This is a genomic window from Bacillus alveayuensis (genome assembly GCA_030812955.1).
GTDB lineage: Bacteria > Bacillota > Bacilli > Bacillales > Aeribacillaceae > Bacillus_CB > Bacillus_CB alveayuensis.
Window position 1 is genome coordinate 1 of record JAUSTR010000027.1, and the last position, 20,557, is coordinate 20,557.

Genomic DNA, 20,557 nt, shown 5'->3' on the forward strand with positions numbered 1-20,557 from the left:
GACGAATTTTTTCAGTGTCAAGTGAATATGAGATACCCAAAGAAACCTATCAAATCAAGGATTAATCATAAATTTTTCACTGCGAAAGTTGAGTTATATTAAAGTTAAACCACTTTTGAATTTACACTTTAGACATTAAAAATGACTTGCTTTTATCTACTTATCTGAATGATGAACTGGGATAAAAATTTAGATGTTTGTAAATTTTTCAGTGGAATTTAACTGAAAGTAGTAGGATATAGCTTTTCATGATAGCCATTTGTAATTTGGTTAGAATTCACATATAACAAGTTCTTCTACTCTTTTCGTTACAAGAAAAGTATCCACATCCGATACTGTCCGATTTGTGTCGAATACAATCCAACTTCTGTCGAATACGATCCAAACATTCACATTTACTGTCGATTATCTAAAAATAACGAAAATATTGAACCGAACTGGCAAACAATTTGTTGTTCCTAAAAAATATCGGTGAAGAAAACAAACAATGAGCGGACAATAAGATGCCGTCAGCTTTCAAATAGAAGAGTTACAAGAGGCATGACGGTTCTTTTGTTTGCCAAATGATAGTAGGGGAAACATAGGATTGCTAGATTTCCACTAGTTCGATAAAATGAAAATATCAGAAATTCCTTTTTTTACTAGATGATCTCAATGCATTGTGGTTCTTATTCCTATGAGGGATTCAGCTCAAATCTTTCCTCAATTTATTTAATGTCCTTCGAGAAAATAAAAAATTTCCCTTAATACAGTGAGGAGATTTCAATGATAAAAGGCAAAACGATTGAACAATGGAAGCAAGAAATTCCGTTATTAAATGATGTAATTTCTTTAAAAGAAGCATTATGGGTAAATACGAACTATCAACAAGTTCATCAAGCGCTGAAAGAATGTCCGTTAACGATGGCGGATGTAAAAGAGGCTGAAGAACGATTACATCGATTTGCGCCATATATTTCAAAGGTCTTTCCTGAAACGAAAGATCAAAACGGAATAATTGAATCACCAGTTGTACACATTCCCAATATGAAACGCTCACTGCAAGAGCATTTTCAAATGGATCTGCCGGGTGATTTCTTGCTTAAATGTGATAGCCACCTTCCTATTTCAGGCTCCATAAAAGCAAGAGGCGGCATTTATGAAGTGCTAAAGCATGCAGAAGATCTTGCGATAAAACATGGGCTGATCTCAAAAGAAGATAACTATGCGAAATTGGCTGATGAGTCGTTTCGAACGTTTTTTTCGAACTTTTCCATTGCAGTTGGGTCAACAGGCAATTTAGGTTTAAGCATCGGCATTATGAGTGCAAAGCTCGGCTTTCAAGTGACGGTTCATATGTCACATGATGCGAAAAAGTGGAAAAAGGACTTGCTTCGAAAATACGGGGTAAAGGTCGTAGAACATCAAGAAGATTATTCAAAAGCGGTGGCAGAAGGCAGAAAGCAAGCAGAAAAGGACTCAACTTGTTATTTTATTGATGATGAAAATTCACAGCATTTATTTTTAGGGTACGCAGTAGCGGCTTTAAGGCTGCAAAAACAATTACAAAAAATGAATATTCAAGTGAACGAAGACCATCCTCTTTTTGTTTATTTACCATGTGGCGTTGGCGGCGGTCCTGGCGGTGTAACGTTCGGCTTAAAGCTCATTTTTCAAGACCATGTCCATTGTTTTTTTGCTGAACCGACTCATTCTCCGTGCATGCTGCTCGGTTTATTAACGGGTCTACACGATCAAGTATCCGTTCAGTCCTTTGGAATAGATAATGAGACGATTGCAGACGGGTTAGCTGTCGGAACACCTTCTAAGTTTGTTGGAAAATTAATAGAGCCGTTGTTAAGCGGAATTTATACGGCTTCAGATGAACAGCTTTACAAATTACTAACGATGATGATGGATTGTGAACATATTCATTTAGAACCGTCTGCTTTAGCAAGTGTTTACGGACCTATTCAATTAATGAAAAAAGGAAATGAATATATTCAACAACAAAACCTCCTAAGCAAGCTGAAAAAAGCAACACATCTGATGTGGGCTACTGGTGGTAGCATGGTTCCGAAAGAAGTGATGGAGGAAGACTATAAAAAAGGAAAAGAATTATTAAAGTGATGGTTATGGAGAGCTTCTCGAATGTCTATCAAGAGGCCTTTGTATGATGCGTGTCAAAAAAACTTATCCGAGTATAAAATGTCGTCGACCTCCTGTAGCGTCAAAACCCCGGGGGATCGACGACATTTTCATTTTGGAAGAAAAACAGAGAAAAAAGAAAAGATATGATTTTTGAGAAATTGATATTTTTTAAAAAGGCTGTTTTCGTAAACTATGTTGCTTTTCGACTGTCCATGAGCCGAACAAAGCACGTGGTCGGACAAATTAAATTTGTCCGATCATCGACTTTTGTTCGGTTCACGTCACGCTTTAGCGTGACATAGCAAGCGTATCGCTTGCCTGGCAGTCGAAAAGCTATAATAGCAATATTCTTAATATACAAAAATATTATTTAAGCACTTTTTTTTCCTTAATAACTCAAATTCTCACTAAAATATTTCTTGTGTCACAACTTTTCTATTTTGAGAAAGATTTTAAAAATTCATTATTGATATTTTTTTATTATTTTATTAAAATATGTTTTAAATATTTTGAAAAAATAAACTAGGGAGTGCTAGATGATGGTTACATTTGTCGCAGCAATTATTCTACTCATTCTTGGTTATTTTGTTTATTCGAAAGTAGTGGAAAAAATATTTGGAGTGAATGATGAAAATGTGACGCCTGCTTATTCGCAAGCGGATGGGCTTGATTATACACCGATTAGCTGGTGGAAGGGAACGCTAATTCAGCTTCTCAATATTGCCGGTTTAGGACCAATTTTTGGGGCGATTATGGGAGCTTTATACGGTCCTGTTGCCTTTATTTGGATTGTTATTGGAAGTATTTTTGCCGGTGCGGTGCACGATTATTTTTCGGGTATGTTATCGTTGCGTCATAACGGGGAGCAATATCCTTCACTCGTTGGCCGCTATTTAGGGAAGAGTGTAAAAGCGGTCATTAATGTTCTTTCCCTTATTTTAATGATTCTTGTCGCAGCTGCTTTTACAGCAGGTCCTGCTCAATTAATTTCACAGGTAACACCGTTAAGCTATATGGCCGCTATTTTAGTGGTGTTTGCGTACTTTATTTTAGCGGCACTTTTACCAGTCAATAAAGTAATTGGAAAAATTTATCCCGTTTTCGGGGCTGTGTTATTATTTATGGCCGTTTCCATTGCGGTTGGGCTATTTTTTATGAATCAACCGATTCCGAATTTAACTTTTGAAAATCTACATCCGCAGCAATTGCCAATTTGGCCGTTATTAATGGTCACAATCTCTTGTGGAGCGATTTCTGGATTCCATTCAACTCAAAGTCCAATTATCGCTAGAACGATGAAAAAGGAAAGTGATGGTCGGAAAATTTTTTACGGTGCGATGATTTTGGAAGGGATCATTGCGTTAATTTGGGCCGCAGCTGGTATGACATTCTTTGGAGGTACAGATGGATTAGCCCAAGCGTTAACAGAAGGCGGACCAGCTGGTGTAGTCAATGAAATTAGTACTTCTCTGCTCGGACAACTAGGGGGTATTTTAGCGATATTAGGGGTCATTATATTACCGGTGACAACAGGAGATACGGCGTTAAGATCTTCGCGAATGATGCTTGTTGATTTAGTGAAACAAATGGGGATGAAAGTGGACTCCTATAAGAAAACGGTATTACTTACAGCACCCGTTATTGTCGTAACTTTTGCATTAACTCAGATGGATTACTCCTTTCTCTGGCGTTATGTAGGATGGACAAACCAAGTTGTGGCAACCGTGATGCTTTGGACGGGAGCGATTTATTTGCTGCAAAACGGAAAGTTCCACTGGATTTGCAGTGTTCCCGCCATGTTTATGACAAGTATTGTCGGCACCTACATCTTTTACGCACCAGAAGGTTTTCAAATGGCATTTGAAAGCTCCATGATCTTTGGCATTGTCATCACATTATCTGTCATTTTTTGGTTTATGTTGCAAGTGAAAAAGTCAAAAAATTCTAGCTTTCATCAACTAGAAAAAGTTGCTTCTTAAAGCTGCCTATTCGGGCGGCTTATTTTTTAACAAAAATGAAAAAATTTTATAATAATATAAATTCAGGGAATTTGCATGACAATGTAGCGAATGCTTTCATAGATTGGAGGAAAATAAATTGCCATTTGATTTATTAGTAGCGATTTTTGCGATTTTTATTTTGCGTGAGCTGATCTAAACGAAAAATGAATGAATTGAATTCAGGCGTATTGATTAACCAATAATAACCAGTTGAGATGGCTCTATTTCTAGCTTTTCTGCCGACTGGGCATGCTATACGCATGCCCTTCTCGAACAATGAACGTTTTGCGGGCAAATAAATTTGCCCGCTGGCGTTCTTGTTCGAGGGATGTGGCAGAAAAGCTTGTGTTCAGCCATACGATTCTGTATGTTTAAGTAAAATAATGGATAATCAACACTTGTGAATTGAATTAAAGGAATATGTTAAAAATTTCTCTCTTTACTCATTAATATAGTATCGTAAAAAATCTAAGTTCGAGGTTGGGACCGTTTTGATCACGTTTCCGCTTTCATCTTTGTATATTTCATATTCCCGATAGGTTTCGACTAAGTAACCATTTATGATTTCCCTTTTTTCCAATCTTTTTTCTAGTGTATAAGAAAGCCCTTCTGCCTCATCTTTCATTTCCTTTTCATCGACGCCATCACCACTAACAGGAGTACTGTCGATATCTCCTAAAACAACCGTATTTGCCTTTTGCATATCCTCGTGATCCAGATATGCGGCGAAAAGAATGATGATGAAAAGAGGCAGCATCGAAATCCATTTTAAAAATTGATTTTTCACTTTTTTCACCTTCCTCGTGAAAAGTGTATGCGTGTCCGAAAAAATATTTCCATCTTTCTTCATAATCACTTCAAGAAATTTCCTAATTTATGTGATATTATGGCTTTAAAAGTAGATTGATCAAAAAATGGAAACGTGTTCATGAAGGACCTATTTAGACGGAAATCAGATTATTGAAAAAAGCATGAGGGGAGAAAATAAATGAGTTTATCAAAAGAAACAACGACAATTGGTTTTATTGGAACTGGTGTTATGGGGAAAAGTATGGCGAATCATCTTTTAAATGCAGGTTATCGTGTTTACGTGTATAATCGGACGAAGGAAAAAGCGGAAACGTTAATTCAGCAAGGGGCCATTTGGTCAAATAGTGTTCAAGGTTTAGCCAGTCAGGCGAATGTGATCATCACAATCGTCGGTTATCCACAAGATGTAGAGGAAATTTATTTAGGAGAACACGGAATTTTAAATACGGCAAAGCCAGGTACATATGTCATAGATATGACGACTTCAAGCCCTCGTTTAGCGAAGAAAATTTTTCAAGCATCTCAAGAAAAAGGAATACATGCATTAGATGCACCTGTATCAGGTGGGGATGTTGGGGCAAGGGAAGCGACATTATCGATAATGGTTGGAGGAGAAAAGGAAGATTTTGAAACGGTTCACCCCCTTTTGAAATTAATGGGGACAAATATTGTTTTACAAGGAAAGGCTGGAGCCGGCCAATATACGAAAATGTGTAACCAAATCGCCATTGCCTCGAACATGATCGGGGTGTGTGAAGCCATTTTATACGCCAAAAAATCTGGACTTGATCCGAAAAACGTTCTTAAAAGTATTGAAAATGGGGCAGCCGGGAGCTGGTCGCTCAGTCATTTAGCCCCTCGCATTATTGATGGAGACTTTAATCCAGGATTTTACGTAAAGCATTTTATCAAGGATATGAACATTGCGCTTGAATCGGCAGAGGAATTGGGTGTTCAAACTCCTGGACTAAGTTTGGCAAAATCATTATATGAGCAATTGGCTGAAATGGGAGAAGAAAATAGCGGAACACATGCATTATATAAACTATTGGAATCAATGTAAAAGCTGCTCCATCCTTTTTTAGTTTTTGTAATGAAGTTTAAAAAAGGTTTCCAAAAAGCAATCGGTCGTTCGCCGATTGCTTCAAGTCTTATCTCTCACTGAAGATATCGTGATTTACGTATTTTTTCTAATTGATCAAAGCGATAAATTGTGCGAAAAAAACAAGTGAACTTCCGATCCATTAATCGAAAGTTTTCTTTTTTTAAACAAAAAAATCATGATTCCGCTTGATCATCATCTACTAACTTTACGACAAACACATATGCAAGATCACTTTCTTGAATGGCTTTAGGAAGTGATCCGTCTTCTGAACGGTCATTTGTGCTTAATGGTCCTTTTTTTGTTCCATACCATGCTCCAATTATCGTAGGTTCATTCTTTTTTAAAGAAATTTTTTCAAAGATGTTATGGTTAAATGAGTATGCTTGAATGTTTTCAACTTCACTTGCAACTCTTATATTGCCGGAAGGTGTGCCGATTATCCACTCGATTTTGTTTTCCTCCTTATTCATATTTGTATCATCAACATAACCAAAAGAGATGATGGTGTTTTGAAATATTGATTTGACTTCTCGAAATTCGTTGGCCATCAATAGTTTTTTCGTTGGCTTCCCATTTTGATATTCTTCTACATATAGCTCTAAGTCTTCGTTTTCATGTAATGTTCCATTTAGCTTAAAGAACATCATTTGCACAGCCGTTTTCGATATAAGTGTTTGTTCATGTTCATTTAACAAATACGGTTCAACGGTTAGCGGTGCTGATTTTTCCTCATTAGGTGAATGTGAGCAGCTTATGAGAAAGCTCATCATCAAAAGGAGAAAAATAAATTTTGGCAAAAGAAAGCCCCCCTAAATAGATCATCTAACTTTATTTTATAAGAAATGTCACGGTATTTACGATAAAAAAAAACACCCGAAAACTCGGGTGATGAAGAATGGGGGAATACTTGGAATCTAATCCTATTTTGAACAAATATTTGAACATTTATACAATGCAACGATATTTTTGTATGTATTTATTCAACAGACTGATCATTGACAACAGTAGCAAATCCCCTCTAATATGTTAACTATAAATATAAAATAGTTAACAGAATCGTGATGAAAGGTGTGATCATCTATAAAACAAAGACGTTTTTACAGTTTACGAATGAGAGCAGCGGAAGGTGGAGCGCACGAGGATGGGGGAAAGCATATTTCGGGTGGGGAAAAGCTAGCTAGATTTGAAGACCTGCAGGAAAACGCCCTTTACTTAATGCAAAAAGCCTTCACTCATGCGAGAGGCACTCCTGATTTTTTTCAGTTAAAAGTAGAAGCGATTTCAGAGCCGATTCAATTTATCCCACCACTTCAACCAAAATGGCATGATGTCAAAACCGTTTCAAAAGGGAGACAGCTGGCTAAGCATTTTCTTTCCCAATGTGGTATTGGTGATTCTGTTATTGAACAAAGCTTTGTTGAACTGGAACAAAATTATCATGTTCGTGGTGCGATTGTCATAGACGTTCATACGGGAAGGCGGATCGATGACCGAGAGAATCGAGGTATACGTGTTACAAGGTTTGATTGGGATCCAAATAGCTATAAAAAATGGCTAAAAGAAGAAAGCATAAAAGACAACACGAGAATGAAAGAAGCAATCGCGCTTGCGACAAAGGTTTGTTCACATGAGGCAACGGTTGCAGAGCTTTGCTGGTCCGATGATCCGGATTACACTACAGGATATGTGGCGAGTCCGAATTTTGGCTATCAACGAATATCGCCATTAAAAGAACTTGGCGACGAACAAGGGGGGCGTATTATTTTTGTCGACTTAAAGGAAGATCTTGAAAGCTATCTTTCTTTTTTGGAAAAAACACCTGTTTTGATCGGATGGGAGGAGAAGGAATGGATTTAATTGAAAAAAGTAAAAAGTATTTATGGCTACCGTTTACACAAATGAAGGATTATGATGAAAATCCGCTTATTATTGAAAGTGGGGAAGGGATTAAAGTAAAGGATATTCATGGGAAGGAATATTATGATGCTTTTTCTTCCGTATGGCTGAATGTTCATGGACATCGTAAAAAAGAATTAAATGATGCGATAAAAAAGCAGCTTGATCAAATTGCGCATTCGACATTGCTAGGAATGACGAATGTTCCAGCAACAGAGTTAGCTGAAAAATTGGTCGAAATTTCTCCTAAATCTCTTACACGAGTTTTTTATTCCGATAGCGGTGCAGAGGCGATGGAAATTGCGCTAAAAATGGCGTATCAATATTGGCAAAACATTGGAAAAACGAAAAAGCAAAAATTTATTGCTATTAAAAACGGGTATCATGGCGACACGATTGGAGCGGTTAGTGTCGGGGCAATTGATTTATTCCATCAAGTGTACGGTCCGCTTATGTTTGAAAGCTATAAAATACCGGTTCCATATGTGTACCGCCATCCATCTGAAAATGCCGAAATATGCCGTGATGAATGCTTACATGAGCTAGAACAATTACTAAAAGAAAAACATGAAGAAATTGCCGCCCTTTCTATTGAGTCGATGATGCAAGGTGCCGGCGGAATGATTTTAATGCCAGAAGGGTATTTATCTGGTGTACGCGAGCTTTGTACGAAATATGATGTGTTAATGATTGTCGATGAGGTGGCAACGGGATTTGGACGAACAGGAAAAATGTTTGCTTGTGAGCATGAAGGGGTTGAGCCAGATTTAATGGCAGCAGGAAAAGGAATTACGGGCGGATACTTACCGGTTGCCGTTACTTTTACGACCGAAAAAATTTATGAAGCCTTTTACGATGATTTCCAAAAATTTAAAACGTTTTTCCATGGACACTCGTATACAGGAAATCAGCTCGGTTGTGCGGTCGCTTTAGAAAATCTACGTCTATTTGAACGCGACGATCTTGTCAATCAAGTTGCAGAAAAATCAGAGTATGTAAAAGAGCTGCTGGAAGAATTGAAAGAACTCCCACATGTAGGGGACATTCGTCAGTTAGGGTTTATGTGTGGAATTGAGCTCGTCTTGAATAAAGAAACGAAGGAACCTTTCCCGTTTGAACAGCGAGTCGGCTATAAAACAAGCTTAAAAATGAGAGAATTAGGTTTATTAACACGTCCGATGGGGGATGTTCTTGTCTTCATGCCGCCGCTTGTCAGCACGAAAGAAGAACTAAAAGAAATGCTCAAAATTTATAAACAAGCGATATTAGAGGTGCCAGTGAAGGAGGCCGAATACTTTGCCGGCGCGAATGCATAACTGGTTAGAGATTGAACTGAAGCAAATAAAAGAAAAAGGCTTGTATCGCGAGTTAAAAACGGCAGAGTCTAGCCCAGCTTCATCAGTAGTCATCAACGGGAAAGAGTATTTAATGGCTGCTTCCAACAATTATTTGGGACTAGCAGGGGATCGACGTCTCATTAGGGCGGCTATTATAGCCCATGAAAAATTTGGGATTGGCAGTTCAGGGTCACGATTAACGACTGGAAATACGATTTTGCATGATCAGCTTGAACAAAGAATAGCGAGTTTTAAAAATAAAGAGGCGGCTATGCTCTTTTCAAGCGGATATTTAGCGAACATCGGTGTTATTTCTAGTTTAGCAGGAGAAGAGGACTGTATTTTAAGTGATGAGTTAAATCACGCTAGTATTATCGATGGCTGCCGTTTAAGTAAAGCAAAAACAATTGTTTATAAGCATGTGGATATGGAAGATTTAGAGAAGAAATTAAAGGAAGCTCAAGGTTATCGGTACCGGTTTATCGTGACAGATGGCGTTTTTAGCATGGATGGAAATATTGCTCCACTTCCTGACATTGTCAAGCTAGGAAAGCAATATGATGCTTATGTGATCGTCGATGACGCCCATGCTACGGGTGTTTTGGGGGAAAATGGAAGAGGAACGAGTGAATTTTTGAACGTGGATGTTGATGTCACAATCGGTACATTAAGTAAAGCGGTCGGAACAGAAGGTGGCTTTGTTGTTGGTTCACAAAAACTGATTGACTATTTAAGAAATAAAGCTCGTTCGTTTATTTTTCAAACGGGCATGTCGCCAGGGATTGCAGCCGCCTCAAAAAAGGCGATTGACATCATCGAAGAAGAGCCCGACAGAAGAGAACATCTTCATCGACTTGAACGAAAGCTTCGCGAAAAGTTAGTCAACAGCGGATTTTATGTTCTAGGTGAACAAACGCCGATTATTCCTGTTATCATTGGAGAAGCAGACAAGGCTGTACAATTTGCTCAAAAGCTGCTTGAAGCTGGAATATATGCTCCAGCCATTCGACCGCCAACCGTACCTGAAGGAATGAGCCGAATTCGTTTAACGCTTATGGCAAGCCATACAGAAGAGGAGATTTCCTATATTCATCAAAGCATTGAACGGATTGGAAAGGAATTAAAGATGATGAAAGGGTAGTTGAGAAGAAAAACTTTCTTTTAGCTTCAAGAAAAGATGTTGCTGCCTCGCCGATTGGCGAGGTTTTTTATGAGATAATGTGAACAAAAAGAAAAAACATTTAGATTCGTGACTGTTTTCAGGCAACATGTGACAAGTTCGGTAAAGTAAAATTAAAATAGAGGAAATTGTAACAATATAGACAAATTTTCCTTTCACTGGCACTAGTGGAAGTTTTGAAAATCATGTAAAATTCATATTGTGAAATATTTCACAAATAATGAATATTCGAAGGGATGATTTATAGTGAGTAGAGAACGTGTCAATCGAGTAGTAGTTATAGGGACAGGTTTTGTTGGATCAAGTTATGCATTTGCTCTTGTCAATCAAGGAATTGCGGATGAGCTCGTCTTAATTGATGTAAATAAAGAAAAGTCAATAGGAGACGTTATGGACTTAAATCATGGGAAAGTTTTTGCGCCAAAACCAACCAACATTTGGTTTGGAGATTACAAAGACTGCCGTGATGCGGATTTAGTCGTGATTTGTGCCGGTGCTAATCAAAAGCCAGGAGAGACAAGGCTAGATCTCGTCGATAAAAATATTAAAATCTTCCAAACAATTGTTGAGTCTGTAATGGCTTCTGGATTTGATGGAATTTTCCTTATCGCCACGAATCCAGTAGATATTTTGACATATGCGACATGGAAATTTAGCGGTTTGACGAAAGAGCGTGTCATCGGCTCTGGTACGATTCTTGATACAGCAAGATTCCGCTTTTTGCTAGGGGATTATTTCAAAATAGCGCCAACAAATGTTCACGCCTATATTATTGGCGAGCATGGAGATACAGAGCTTCCCGTTTGGAGTCATGCGGAAATTGGCAGTATCCCAATTGAACAGCTAGTTGCCAAAAATGATCACTATAAAAAAGAAGATTTAGAAAATATTTTTATAAATGTTCGAGATGCTGCTTATCAAATTATTGAAAAAAAAGGGGCAACCTACTACGGCATTGCCATGGGACTAGTTCGTATTACACGTGCCATTTTACACAATGAAAATGCTATTTTAACAGTTTCTGCGTACCTTGATGGGGAATATGGCGAAAACAATGTGTATATTGGAGTCCCAGCCATTATCAATCGAAGCGGTATTCGCGAAGTAATGGAATTGACGTTAAATGATACAGAACAACAGCAATTTCATCATAGCGTCTCCGTATTAAAAAATATATTAGCCCCATTTTTTAAAGAAGTGAAAGAATCTTTGTAATGAACTAATCATCCTTTCATTCATATAAATGAGCTTGGCGATTCATTTGCCAAGCTTTTTTTTTCGCAGTTCATCTTGCATGTGAAAGTATATCAACTTAAAAAATATAAAAGTTAGGGAATAAACATAAATTTGTAACTAGATGATAAGATAGAAATATATTTTAGGAATAAAATGCTATGTTCTTAACTATGAATTTTTTGGATCCAAATTATAAATCATTTAACAGGTGTGTTGATTAACCAATAATAACTAGTTGAGATGGCTCTATTTCTAGCTTTTCTGCCGGAGTCGGCAAGCGAATCGCTTGCCGACTCCAGCAGAAAAGCTTGTGTTCAGCCATACGATTCTGTATTTTTAAGTAAAATAATGGATAATCAACACTTGTGATCATTTAAAATACTTATCTTCATATCGAAAGGAGACCGTTGTGAATAAATTACATCCGATTTCCGAACAAGAACGCTTAGATGTCATTGATATCATACGAGGTTTTGCTATCTTTGGTATTCTCCTAGTCAACATGGCACATTTTAGTTATCCTGATATGTATTTAAGTTTAGTTGGGAAAAACAATTTTTTTACGGAAAATTGGGGAGCGCTTGATCATTTAACAAGAGGATTTCTTGATATTTTTGTGCAAGCTAAGTTTATCACGATGTTTTCGTTTCTCTTTGGCTTTGGTATGGTCATCATGATGGAGCGTGCAAAAGCAAAAGGAGAAAAGTTTGTTCCCATTTATCTTAGAAGATTATTCGTTTTGTTTGGATTTGGAGTCATTCATGCCTTTTTCATTTGGGATGGCGACATCTTAATGGACTATGCGTTAATGGGCTTTCTTCTTTTATTATTTCGAAATTTCAAGCCGATAACGCTTCTAATATGGGCAATTGTTTTATTTTCTTTATACTCGCTTCCTTATTTGTTCATAGGCATTTATTCATTATCAACAAATAATGGTATGGAAACTTTTTATGACCAAGAATTCATACAAGAAATGGAAAAAGAAGCAAAACAGGCTATGGAACATTATCAAAATGGAACCTTTCTAGAGGTTTTCAAGCAGCGTATACATGATCGTTTGTACTATATGGATTCTTTAGGCATGTGGCCGTTACAACCTATTCTATACGGATACTCTATGATTCCTTATTTTAGTATGTTTTTGCTTGGAGCTGCTTTTGCAAAATGGAGAATGTTCCATGAAGTAAAAAAGAATCAACAGCTATTAAAACGTATTTGCTGGACAGGCTTGCTAGTTGGGCTGCCGCTTAACATTTTAGCTGTATTTGAGCAGTCATTCTGGTTTATTGGGGCGCCATTTCTTATGTTATTTTATGTCATGTCTATCACTCTCATCATGAAGCAGCAAAAATGGCAAAAAAAATTCATGAAGGTGGCGGCAGTTGGACGAACGGCTTTTACGAATTATATCATGCAATCTATTATTTGTACGTCTCTTTTTTACAGCTACGGTTTTGGATTGTACGGGAAAGTATATCCATTTGTAGGACTTTTCATTTCAATTGTTATTTTTGCTGTTCAGGTTATCATTAGTCATAAATGGCTGAAGAAATATCGCTTAGGTCCTCTTGAATGGGTGTGGCGAACATTGACATATTGGAATGTTCAAAAACTGAAAATCAATCGAATAGCAGAAATGGAAAAGTGACAGGTACTCGAAAGGAGACGTTTTTTATTTTTTTACCTGTCTACCTTAAGGGGAGCATATCAAATGTGACTGAAACCCATTTAGATGACGGTGTTGAGATCCGATTCGTGTTTTCAATTTTTCTAAGCCAATATTTTAATTGATGAAGTTTCACATTATTGTCTGCACATCATTTGGATTGGGTCTGTCCACTATTCCTAAAATCGGCGATCCGTAGTTCCCATTCTTTTCGCAAGTCTGCTTTTGACATCAAAAAACCTCCTCAAATATTGATTTGAAGAGATTATCTCATAGAGTCAATATGGTTAATAGGTGGGAACTATTTTACGGTTACGAATAAGTAGGAATTGAACGTACCCGATATTTTCACAACTTTAAACTATGCCTAGTAAAATATTCTTACATACCTCAAAAATTATTGTTAAATTTAAATTCTACTTTCCAAACTTTTTGTGAGCAATTAGAAGCTTACATAGAAATAATTTTCTTTCTATACAAGCTATTATACCTGGAAGAGTACCTAGTCCTTGTTTTTCTTAAAAGATGAAAAAAAAGCTACCACTAAAAATGCTAAAGATAATACTCTTGTAAAACCTTCATAACTCAGAAGTATAAATTGGCCAATAACATAAACAATTAATGCCATGAATAAATAAGATAGCACCAATGTGATTTTTGTTTGTTTTATCTTAAGTAAAAAGATCGGGATTTCAACAATAAGTATGGTGCTAACGAGAATAATTAAGCAAATAAAGACATAATCCAAAATTATCACCTTCCTTTAAAATTAGTTTAAGCTCTTGACTATAGGTAGGAAAGGGACTGTCCATAAAATTCATGTATGCAAACACCCCAAAAATAAGCCTTAAAAAATATTTTAAATATCTTCTTAGGCTCCTTTAAATTTAATTCAGGAGTAATTTACACTATTCGGACAGCCCCTCTTAAAAATTAGATTTTTCGATAATCCTCTCTAGCTCCTAACCACTCTTTCCCATATTGATATAATGTTAAAGCAGCACCGAATGGACCTACTTTAACGGCACCTCCAACAACTTTTTTAATTAAAGACCAACTCAATAGATTACCAGCTTTTAACGCTTTTATTATATCATCTGCAAAACTTGCTACTCCAAAAGTAACCAAATCAAGCTCTTTACTCCTTAACCCATCTGCATGTCCTTGAAATCTAATAAAATTAGAATTATTTTTTCTTGTGTCTTTATAGTAAGGTTTTTGCCCAGCCATAATTGCTGTCGCCTTACTGTCAGAAAACACTCTATATCTTACATCTGCTACGTAAGATCCACCATCAGTATAATAATAATTTACTGCAAAAACACGGTTGCTTTTCAAATTACTACTATTGTTACTAGTATCAATAAGAACCTTTTCACCTTCTTCTGATTCCACTTCAATCTTATCAGAGTCTACTTCAGAAACAATAGTAGTTCCTTCATCTATCAACAATTTATTTTCTCCATCAACTTTATAAACTTTGATGTTTATCTCTTCAATATCATCAACTTTTTCTACGGTTTCATGAGTTTCGTATAGAATTCCATCTTCTCTATATTGATAAATGGAAAGCTCTGAAGAATCAACGATAAATTTCATCTCCCCTTCATTTAAATCCGAATTTTCATTTTTTTGGGCACTTGCATAAAAAGGTAATGTTGCTGAGAAAAATAACAGAAAACAAAGTGAGCTTGCAATTTTTTTCATTTCTTACTTCTCCTTTCTAATCTATTGTTTTACTAGAATCAAAGTATGTTTATAGATTAATAATAAACTTTAATAACCACCTCCCACTATTGACGACAACACTAACTACACATTTGTTCCATATTCATCCAAATTCTCAGTAAAAAAATATATATTTTCATTAGCATTGCATAAATATAGTTAGAATTTTCTGTTAATTATTTTTTGTGAATTTGTGCCAAAAAGACAAAACCTAAAGAAAGGTGGCACTGCCCATTTGGTAAATATATACAGTTAAACCAGAGCGAAAACGACAAAAGGGAGATTATGGACTGGCTCGCCCATCAAATTTTCGCAATCAATCATAAGCTGGTTCCACAGAGCTCTCTTTAACCAACGAGTAATTCGAAGTAGGGATTTCTTACTTTTCATCTTCAATTGAATGAGAACATGTAAGCAATACGTGATAAGGGCTAAGAAAATTTGATGTTGAATAGCTGTTTCACTCATTCCATAAAAGTGCTTAATTTCTACGTGTTGCTTGAGCCATTTGAAAAAGAGTTCAATAGCCCAGCGAGATCGGTAAATATCACTTATCTCTTCTGGTTTTAAATCAAATCGGTTGGTGATGAAACGAAGTAAGTTCCCTTTTGTGTCCATAACTTCTAGTAGACGAAAGACATTTTCAGTACGATTTTGTGTGGTACCAATGTAGACCATTTTATCGGATAGAACGTGACAATCATCAGGAAGTGAAAATGTATAGACTTCACGAATGACTGCGTTTTTCTTCAGTCTTGAAACGAAGAAATAGCCATCATCTGTCATCCGATCAAAACGTTCATAGTCCACATAACCGCGGTCAAACACATACATGGCTTCTTGATCATCCACTAGGACTTCGAGTTGATTTCGGTCATGTTCTTTTGCTGTCGTAATCACTGCTTTTTCAGGATAGACGGTGTCTTTATCCATGAAAACGAGCCGTAAGTGTAGCTTTACACCAGCTTTTGTTTGACGGAATTTTGCCCATTTATAATGGGTCAAATTCAACGGGAGTGTACTTGAATCAATGATTTTCATTGGCAAATTCTTTCCGTTTTTATAATGGTACCGTTGAATTTTCCAAACAAGATCCAAGAACAAATTGGCAAGAATGAGTGGGTTGATCTGATTGTTTTTTCGGGATAGCTGAGAGGCACTTATCGATTCAAATCCGAGTGCTTTTTGAAGAGTTACTACTTATTGAAGCTGGAGATTGGGAGCTTGGTGAAGCAGTTGGAGCTGCAGTAGGTGGTGGTATTATAGGTGGTATAAGTTCTGGTAGTCCAGTAGGAGTAATAGCAGGTGCAATTGGAGGAGTAGTAATTTACACTTGGCAAAATAGATAAAGTTAAACTACAATGTATTATATAAGAGGCTGTTCCATTACTTAAAGTCTTACTCAAAAATACAATATACAGTCTATAGAAATTAATATAGTATTGTATATTTGTGATTTTTGATAACGAAGGCTTTTTTGAGACAGCCTCTTATCATTTGTTCAATTTATACGGAGGTATATTAGTGGAAATAATTATTTACATTTTAAATTTAATTATAAAAATTATAGGGCTATTTATATTTATTTTTATAGGTGTGATGTATGGAACAAAAGAAAGAAGGGCATACACTAGGAACATAAGAATTTTAAAAAAACATGTTTGGTTTAAAGAAATTGTAGATAAACCTTTATTTATTATGGTAAATAATAACTTATTTAGAAAGCTTATCGCAGAGACAAATATAGAATCCCTTCTAAATGACTCAAATAAAATAAAAAGTTTTAAAGAAAAGTTATTAAATTTAAAAGAGGAGAATACTTATTAAGATTTTTTTCAAAAATTCCTTGTAAGTATTTATTCTTGTACCATCAAGCTAACGAAATTTTTTATTTATTTTGACTTTCGTTAGCTTTTTTTTAGACGAATAAATAATACCAACAACAAATTCAGGTTATAAAAGGCCTGTAATTTATTTAATTTGGTGACTATTTATGATTACAATAAATTGATAAATCCAATCGATTAAAAATACTTTAGTTCGTAAAAATTAATTTAAAATCATAGATTTAGGATACTGATGTGAGAATAACGCATGCTCTATTGACACAGTATATCATTAAATTGTAATCGAACAACTAATATGAAGCACATTAATTATGGAATGGAAGTCATCGCATATATGGGTATATTACGGTTTTAAGAACATTAGACTCGTTCTAAAATATTTAGAACTTTTTTAGTAGAACAAAGCGAAAACATCGAAGAATAACAGGTAGTCTAAATTAGAACCGATATATATCCGACACGGTGAAAACATTGTATTTGTAGAAAATGTCCCTAGACAATAGAAAAGACTACTAATGATAAAAATGAAAATGGGAGCGATGTATTGAGAAGGCATATTATTAACATTTTTTCAATATTAGTGATTAATTATTCTCTACTGTAGTTGAGCAATTTTCGTTACAATAATTACCATTTAAAAAGAGATAAACAGGGTACCCCTTATGCCACGTGGAGCTGTTTTTTCACGGTATCAATGGGAATATTTTGTTTTGCTGCACGGTAAATGAACTCCACGAGGCTATGTCCTTTTCTCTTGCGCAGGAGATCGAGCCCATCCGAAAAATCACTGTTAGACTCGAACATGCTGTACACATACGTAAGTTGCACCAAGATCCAATACCGTTTCACCGCCCGACGCCCGCGAACGCGGTATCCATCGAGTTTCAGCTGGTCTTTCGCTTGACGGAAAAAACACTCGATCGACCAACGTGCAGCATAGTAGCTCAAGATGTCTTCGTCGCTTAGCTCCCGATCGGTGCTCAAGACGCAATGAAGATGTTCAGATGTCATCGGCTGATCGGCTTTCCAAGCGAGTAGCACCACGGCATCATCGAGACCTTTGAGAGAGCCTTCGTAGCGATACACCCGATAACGCTCTTCTCCCACCGTGACGAGGTGAGTGTCTTTCGGTTCGATGTAGTGGGCAAACTGCTTCGCTTGGATGGCGATGCCTTTCGGGTAGAGAATTCGGTTCGTCTTGAGCATCGCGATCACGTGGAATCCCTTTTTCAGACAAGCTTCCACGAGCGTTTGCGATGGATACCAAGAGTCCATCAGCACATAAACGGGGCGACTCACATCCAACGAAGAAAGCATCTCGATCGTCAATTTTCCTTTGCTTTTCCCAGCCGTCTAGTCGTAGAGGCGAAAGGCAAAAGGAAACGCTTGGGTCATCGTATGAGCCATGAGCCAAACGAGAGAATGTCCCCAGATCGACCTTTTCTCTGTGTGAGAATAGTGCCAATCACACCCTTGAATGGCGTGCGTGGCCCGTGACGAAGGCTTCGTTTTTTGGCAAATCGTATCATCGATCGAAACAAAAAGGGGTGAATTCTCTCGTTTCGAGCTGCGTTCGACACGACGAAGCATCCACTGCTGGAGTTTGCGAAGCAATGTCTCTTCCTCCCACGGGCTTTTCGTGAAAAAATGGCTGAGTGTCGTGCGATGGTTCGGATGAAAACTCCCATGATGTAAATCGGTTAGTGTTCCCGAAAAACCTTTCGTCACCATCGCATCCACGATATGAACAAGATGCTTCATAACAGGTTTCGAGAAATAAAGCGCCAACCCTAACATCGTGAAAAACTTGTGAATTCCTTGATGATGTGCTAGTCTATTCATGAGACATGAACCTCCTTGTGGATAGTTGTGGGCACATCTATTCTAATCAAGGAATCGGGTTCATGTCTCCTTTTTTGTTCGGATGTAAATTTATGTTAGTGATTTTGCTCATCTACAGTAATGAGTTTCTCCGCCAACAACACAAACTTTATTTCTAATATAAGCAATATGCACAAGCATTATAAGTTTCAAAAACATATAGTACTTAAAAGAATAACCATTGAGAAATAGGTGTGTAGCGTTTACCAGCACGAGATAGAAACCTGCTACAAATCTATTTATAGAGAAGTGGTTCAATGGAGTCGAAAGGCAGACATTTTATTATTGATGCATTTGAATGTCAGTCCGATATTCTAAATAATGCAGAAGAGTTAAAAAAATTACTATTGTCAACCATCGATCATTTGGGAATGGAGGTTTTATCAACATATTTCCATTCTTTTTCACCTCAAGGAGTAACTGGAGTAATATGCATTTCTACTTCACATTAGGTTCGATTTGAAATAAGGTTTACTCCGATAAATAAAGGGGCTGTCTGATAAGTCCCTAAAATGAAGCAAGTGGAGAAAAACGAGTCGTTTTTCTCCACTTGCTTTTGTATTATTTCGGCTATGACCTGAAAGTAGCTGGCGGATCCCTGCTACTTTCAGGATGTTGTGGGCTAATGCCACTATGCCGAACTCGACATGTACTTTGTCGAGCCCACGTAACGAAAATCTGCGGAACGACCGATTGCCCTTGATGTGACCGAACACACTTTCTACTTCGACTTTGCGTCGAGCATAGATCGCGGCTTTTTCTTCACATTCAAGGGCTGTTTTTGCCTTCGCTTTCATTTCTTCGAAGACGGTATTCCAGTGAACTTGTCGATTTCCTTTCGCTTTCGTACATTTCGCTTTTAATGGGCAATTTGTACAGTCTTCACATTCGTATATTTTAAAGCTTTGCTCATATCCAGACGAATTCTTTTTCGTTTGATATTTTTTAAACAGAACCTTTCTTCCATTCGGGCAGATAAAACAATCATCCTGTTCAAGATAGGTCCAGTTTTTCACATGTCGGATGTCTTTTTTGTATTTACGTGTCTGTTCTTGTTCATAGGTTCCATAAGGAATCAGAAAATCAAATCGAGGCTCCTTCTCGTCACCAAGTGCGTACACATAGTTTTCTTCACTTCCATACCCTGCATCCGCAATAATGGTTTTCGGCATCGGGATAGAGGTTGACGCCAGTTTCTGCAAATGCGGAATCATACAACGCGTGTCTGTAGGACGCTGATGAATGCTGTAAAACACAATAAACTGGCCTTCTGTCCCCATTTGTACGTTATAACCGGGCTTGAGTTGGCCGTTTTTCATTGGGTCTTCTTTCATACGCATAAAGGTGGCATCTTTATCTGTTTTAGAATAACTATTCCGATCTCCGAATGTTTCGTTCTGTTCCTTATATTTCGCTAACCGAGGTAAGAAGTTTTCTCGAATCAACTTTAAAGGCTTTTTCCATTGACTACGTTTTTGTCTCTTTTCCTTTCGCGTCTCTGGGTCTTGTTCTGTTTCAATCTCTTTCGTTAACCCTTCTACCTTTTCTTCGATTTTCGCTGCGATGGCCTCTAATTTTTGTTCCGTCATTTCTGGATCTTCTACGATTTCCTTTTGAATGGCTCCTGTTTCTTCTTGTGTTATTTGTTGTATGTATTGGAGTGTTTCTTGGATTTTCTTCTTTAACATCGCTTCAAATTTCGAGGTTGATTTTTTCCATACGAAAGTAAACTTATTGG

General features: G+C 37.0%; 15 protein-coding genes and 2 pseudogenes. 11 read left to right on the top strand and 6 right to left on the bottom strand.

Annotation, left to right across the window (positions count from 1 at the left end; genetic code table 11):
* Positions 1-759 precede the first annotated feature (759 nt).
* Together J2S06_RS14790 and J2S06_RS14795 are read left to right on the top strand one after the other, a co-directional pair.
* Positions 760-2,109 carry a D-serine ammonia-lyase gene (locus tag J2S06_RS14790; RefSeq protein ID WP_419152800.1) on the top strand — a complete coding sequence of 450 codons (1,350 nt, stop codon included), beginning with the start codon at positions 760-762 and terminating at the stop codon, positions 2,107-2,109.
* Positions 2,110-2,669: 560 nt separating this feature from the next.
* Positions 2,670-4,109, top strand: coding sequence for a carbon starvation CstA family protein (locus J2S06_RS14795; RefSeq protein ID WP_419152788.1), 1,440 nt, complete (start codon positions 2,670-2,672; stop codon positions 4,107-4,109).
* A 460-nt stretch (positions 4,110-4,569) separates the two neighbouring features.
* Here J2S06_RS14795 and J2S06_RS14800 read toward each other — a convergent pair whose 3' ends face one another.
* Positions 4,570-4,917, bottom strand: a complete 348-nt coding sequence (locus tag J2S06_RS14800; RefSeq protein WP_419152789.1) for a hypothetical protein — start codon at positions 4,915-4,917, stop codon at positions 4,570-4,572.
* 201 nt (positions 4,918-5,118) lie between these two features.
* Here J2S06_RS14800 and J2S06_RS14805 point away from each other — a divergent pair, with 201 nt between their 5' ends.
* A complete protein-coding gene (locus J2S06_RS14805) occupies positions 5,119-6,003 on the top strand; it encodes an NAD(P)-dependent oxidoreductase (protein WP_419152790.1) in 885 nt (294 codons plus the stop codon).
* 215 nt (positions 6,004-6,218) lie between these two features.
* Here J2S06_RS14805 and J2S06_RS14810 read toward each other — a convergent pair whose 3' ends face one another.
* The gene (locus J2S06_RS14810; protein WP_419152791.1) at positions 6,219-6,842 is read right to left on the bottom strand and encodes a hypothetical protein; all 624 of its coding nucleotides are present in this window, start codon (positions 6,840-6,842) and stop codon (positions 6,219-6,221) included.
* 283 nt (positions 6,843-7,125) lie between these two features.
* Here J2S06_RS14810 and J2S06_RS14815 point away from each other — a divergent pair, with 283 nt between their 5' ends.
* The 5 genes from J2S06_RS14815 (at position 7,126) to J2S06_RS14835 (ending at position 13,345) form a co-directional block, all read left to right on the top strand.
* Positions 7,126-7,902 carry a 6-carboxyhexanoate--CoA ligase gene (locus tag J2S06_RS14815; RefSeq protein WP_419152801.1) on the top strand — a complete coding sequence of 259 codons (777 nt, stop codon included), beginning with the start codon at positions 7,126-7,128 and terminating at the stop codon, positions 7,900-7,902.
* The gene (gene bioA, locus J2S06_RS14820; protein WP_419152792.1) at positions 7,893-9,257 is read left to right on the top strand and encodes an adenosylmethionine--8-amino-7-oxononanoate transaminase; all 1,365 of its coding nucleotides are present in this window, start codon (positions 7,893-7,895) and stop codon (positions 9,255-9,257) included. Before J2S06_RS14815 ends, bioA begins: the two co-directional genes overlap by 10 nt.
* Complete coding sequence (bioF, locus tag J2S06_RS14825; RefSeq protein ID WP_419152802.1) at positions 9,250-10,419, top strand: 8-amino-7-oxononanoate synthase; 1,170 nt, start codon at positions 9,250-9,252, stop codon at positions 10,417-10,419. The genes bioA and bioF overlap by 8 nt, the downstream gene beginning before the upstream one ends.
* Positions 10,420-10,704: 285 nt before the next feature.
* Positions 10,705-11,673, top strand: coding sequence for an L-lactate dehydrogenase (locus J2S06_RS14830; protein ID WP_044894312.1), 969 nt, complete (start codon positions 10,705-10,707; stop codon positions 11,671-11,673).
* 430 nt (positions 11,674-12,103) lie between these two features.
* Positions 12,104-13,345, top strand: a complete 1,242-nt coding sequence (locus J2S06_RS14835) for a DUF418 domain-containing protein (RefSeq protein ID WP_419152793.1) — start codon at positions 12,104-12,106, stop codon at positions 13,343-13,345.
* A gap of 951 nt (positions 13,346-14,296) precedes the next feature.
* Here the strand turns inward: J2S06_RS14835 and J2S06_RS14840 are convergent.
* Positions 14,297-15,070 (bottom strand): hypothetical protein, encoded by a 774-nt coding sequence (locus J2S06_RS14840; protein WP_419152794.1) that lies wholly within the window; start codon positions 15,068-15,070, stop codon positions 14,297-14,299.
* Positions 15,071-15,374: 304 nt separating this feature from the next.
* A pseudogene (locus tag J2S06_RS14845) lies at positions 15,375-16,282 on the bottom strand (IS4 family transposase); the annotation flags it as partial.
* Here J2S06_RS14845 and J2S06_RS14850 point away from each other — a divergent pair.
* Both J2S06_RS14850 and J2S06_RS14855 read left to right on the top strand, forming a co-directional pair.
* The gene (locus tag J2S06_RS14850; protein ID WP_419152795.1) at positions 16,270-16,440 is read left to right on the top strand and encodes a hypothetical protein; all 171 of its coding nucleotides are present in this window, start codon (positions 16,270-16,272) and stop codon (positions 16,438-16,440) included. The pseudogene J2S06_RS14845 and the gene J2S06_RS14850 overlap by 13 nt on opposite strands.
* Before the next feature lie 175 nt (positions 16,441-16,615).
* Positions 16,616-16,918, top strand: a complete 303-nt coding sequence (locus tag J2S06_RS14855) for a hypothetical protein (protein WP_419152797.1) — start codon at positions 16,616-16,618, stop codon at positions 16,916-16,918.
* Positions 16,919-17,598: 680 nt separating this feature from the next.
* Here the strand turns inward: J2S06_RS14855 and J2S06_RS14860 are convergent.
* Positions 17,599-18,830: pseudogene (locus J2S06_RS14860) on the bottom strand (IS701 family transposase).
* 246 nt (positions 18,831-19,076) lie between these two features.
* Here J2S06_RS14860 and J2S06_RS14865 point away from each other — a divergent pair.
* Positions 19,077-19,271, top strand: coding sequence for an S-adenosylmethionine decarboxylase family protein (locus J2S06_RS14865; protein WP_419152798.1), 195 nt, complete (start codon positions 19,077-19,079; stop codon positions 19,269-19,271).
* Here the strand turns inward: J2S06_RS14865 and J2S06_RS14870 are convergent.
* Positions 19,263-20,557, bottom strand: a 1,295-nt coding sequence (locus J2S06_RS14870) for an IS1182 family transposase (RefSeq protein WP_419152799.1), incomplete at its 5' end; no start/stop codon positions are given. The two genes, J2S06_RS14865 and J2S06_RS14870, sit on opposite strands and share 9 nt — an antisense overlap.

Coding starts and splice junctions, on each gene's coding strand:
- J2S06_RS14795 (WP_419152788.1), top strand. CDS start 2,670: ATGGTTACATTTGTCGCAGCAATTATTCTACTCATTCTTGGTTATTTT.
- J2S06_RS14805 (WP_419152790.1), top strand. CDS start 5,119: ATGAGTTTATCAAAAGAAACAACGACAATTGGTTTTATTGGAACTGGT.
- bioA (WP_419152792.1), top strand. CDS start 7,893: ATGGATTTAATTGAAAAAAGTAAAAAGTATTTATGGCTACCGTTTACA.
- bioF (WP_419152802.1), top strand. CDS start 9,250: ATGCATAACTGGTTAGAGATTGAACTGAAGCAAATAAAAGAAAAAGGC.
- J2S06_RS14840 (WP_419152794.1), bottom strand. CDS start 15,070: ATGAAAAAAATTGCAAGCTCACTTTGTTTTCTGTTATTTTTCTCAGCA.
- J2S06_RS14865 (WP_419152798.1), top strand. CDS start 19,077: ATGGAGTCGAAAGGCAGACATTTTATTATTGATGCATTTGAATGTCAG.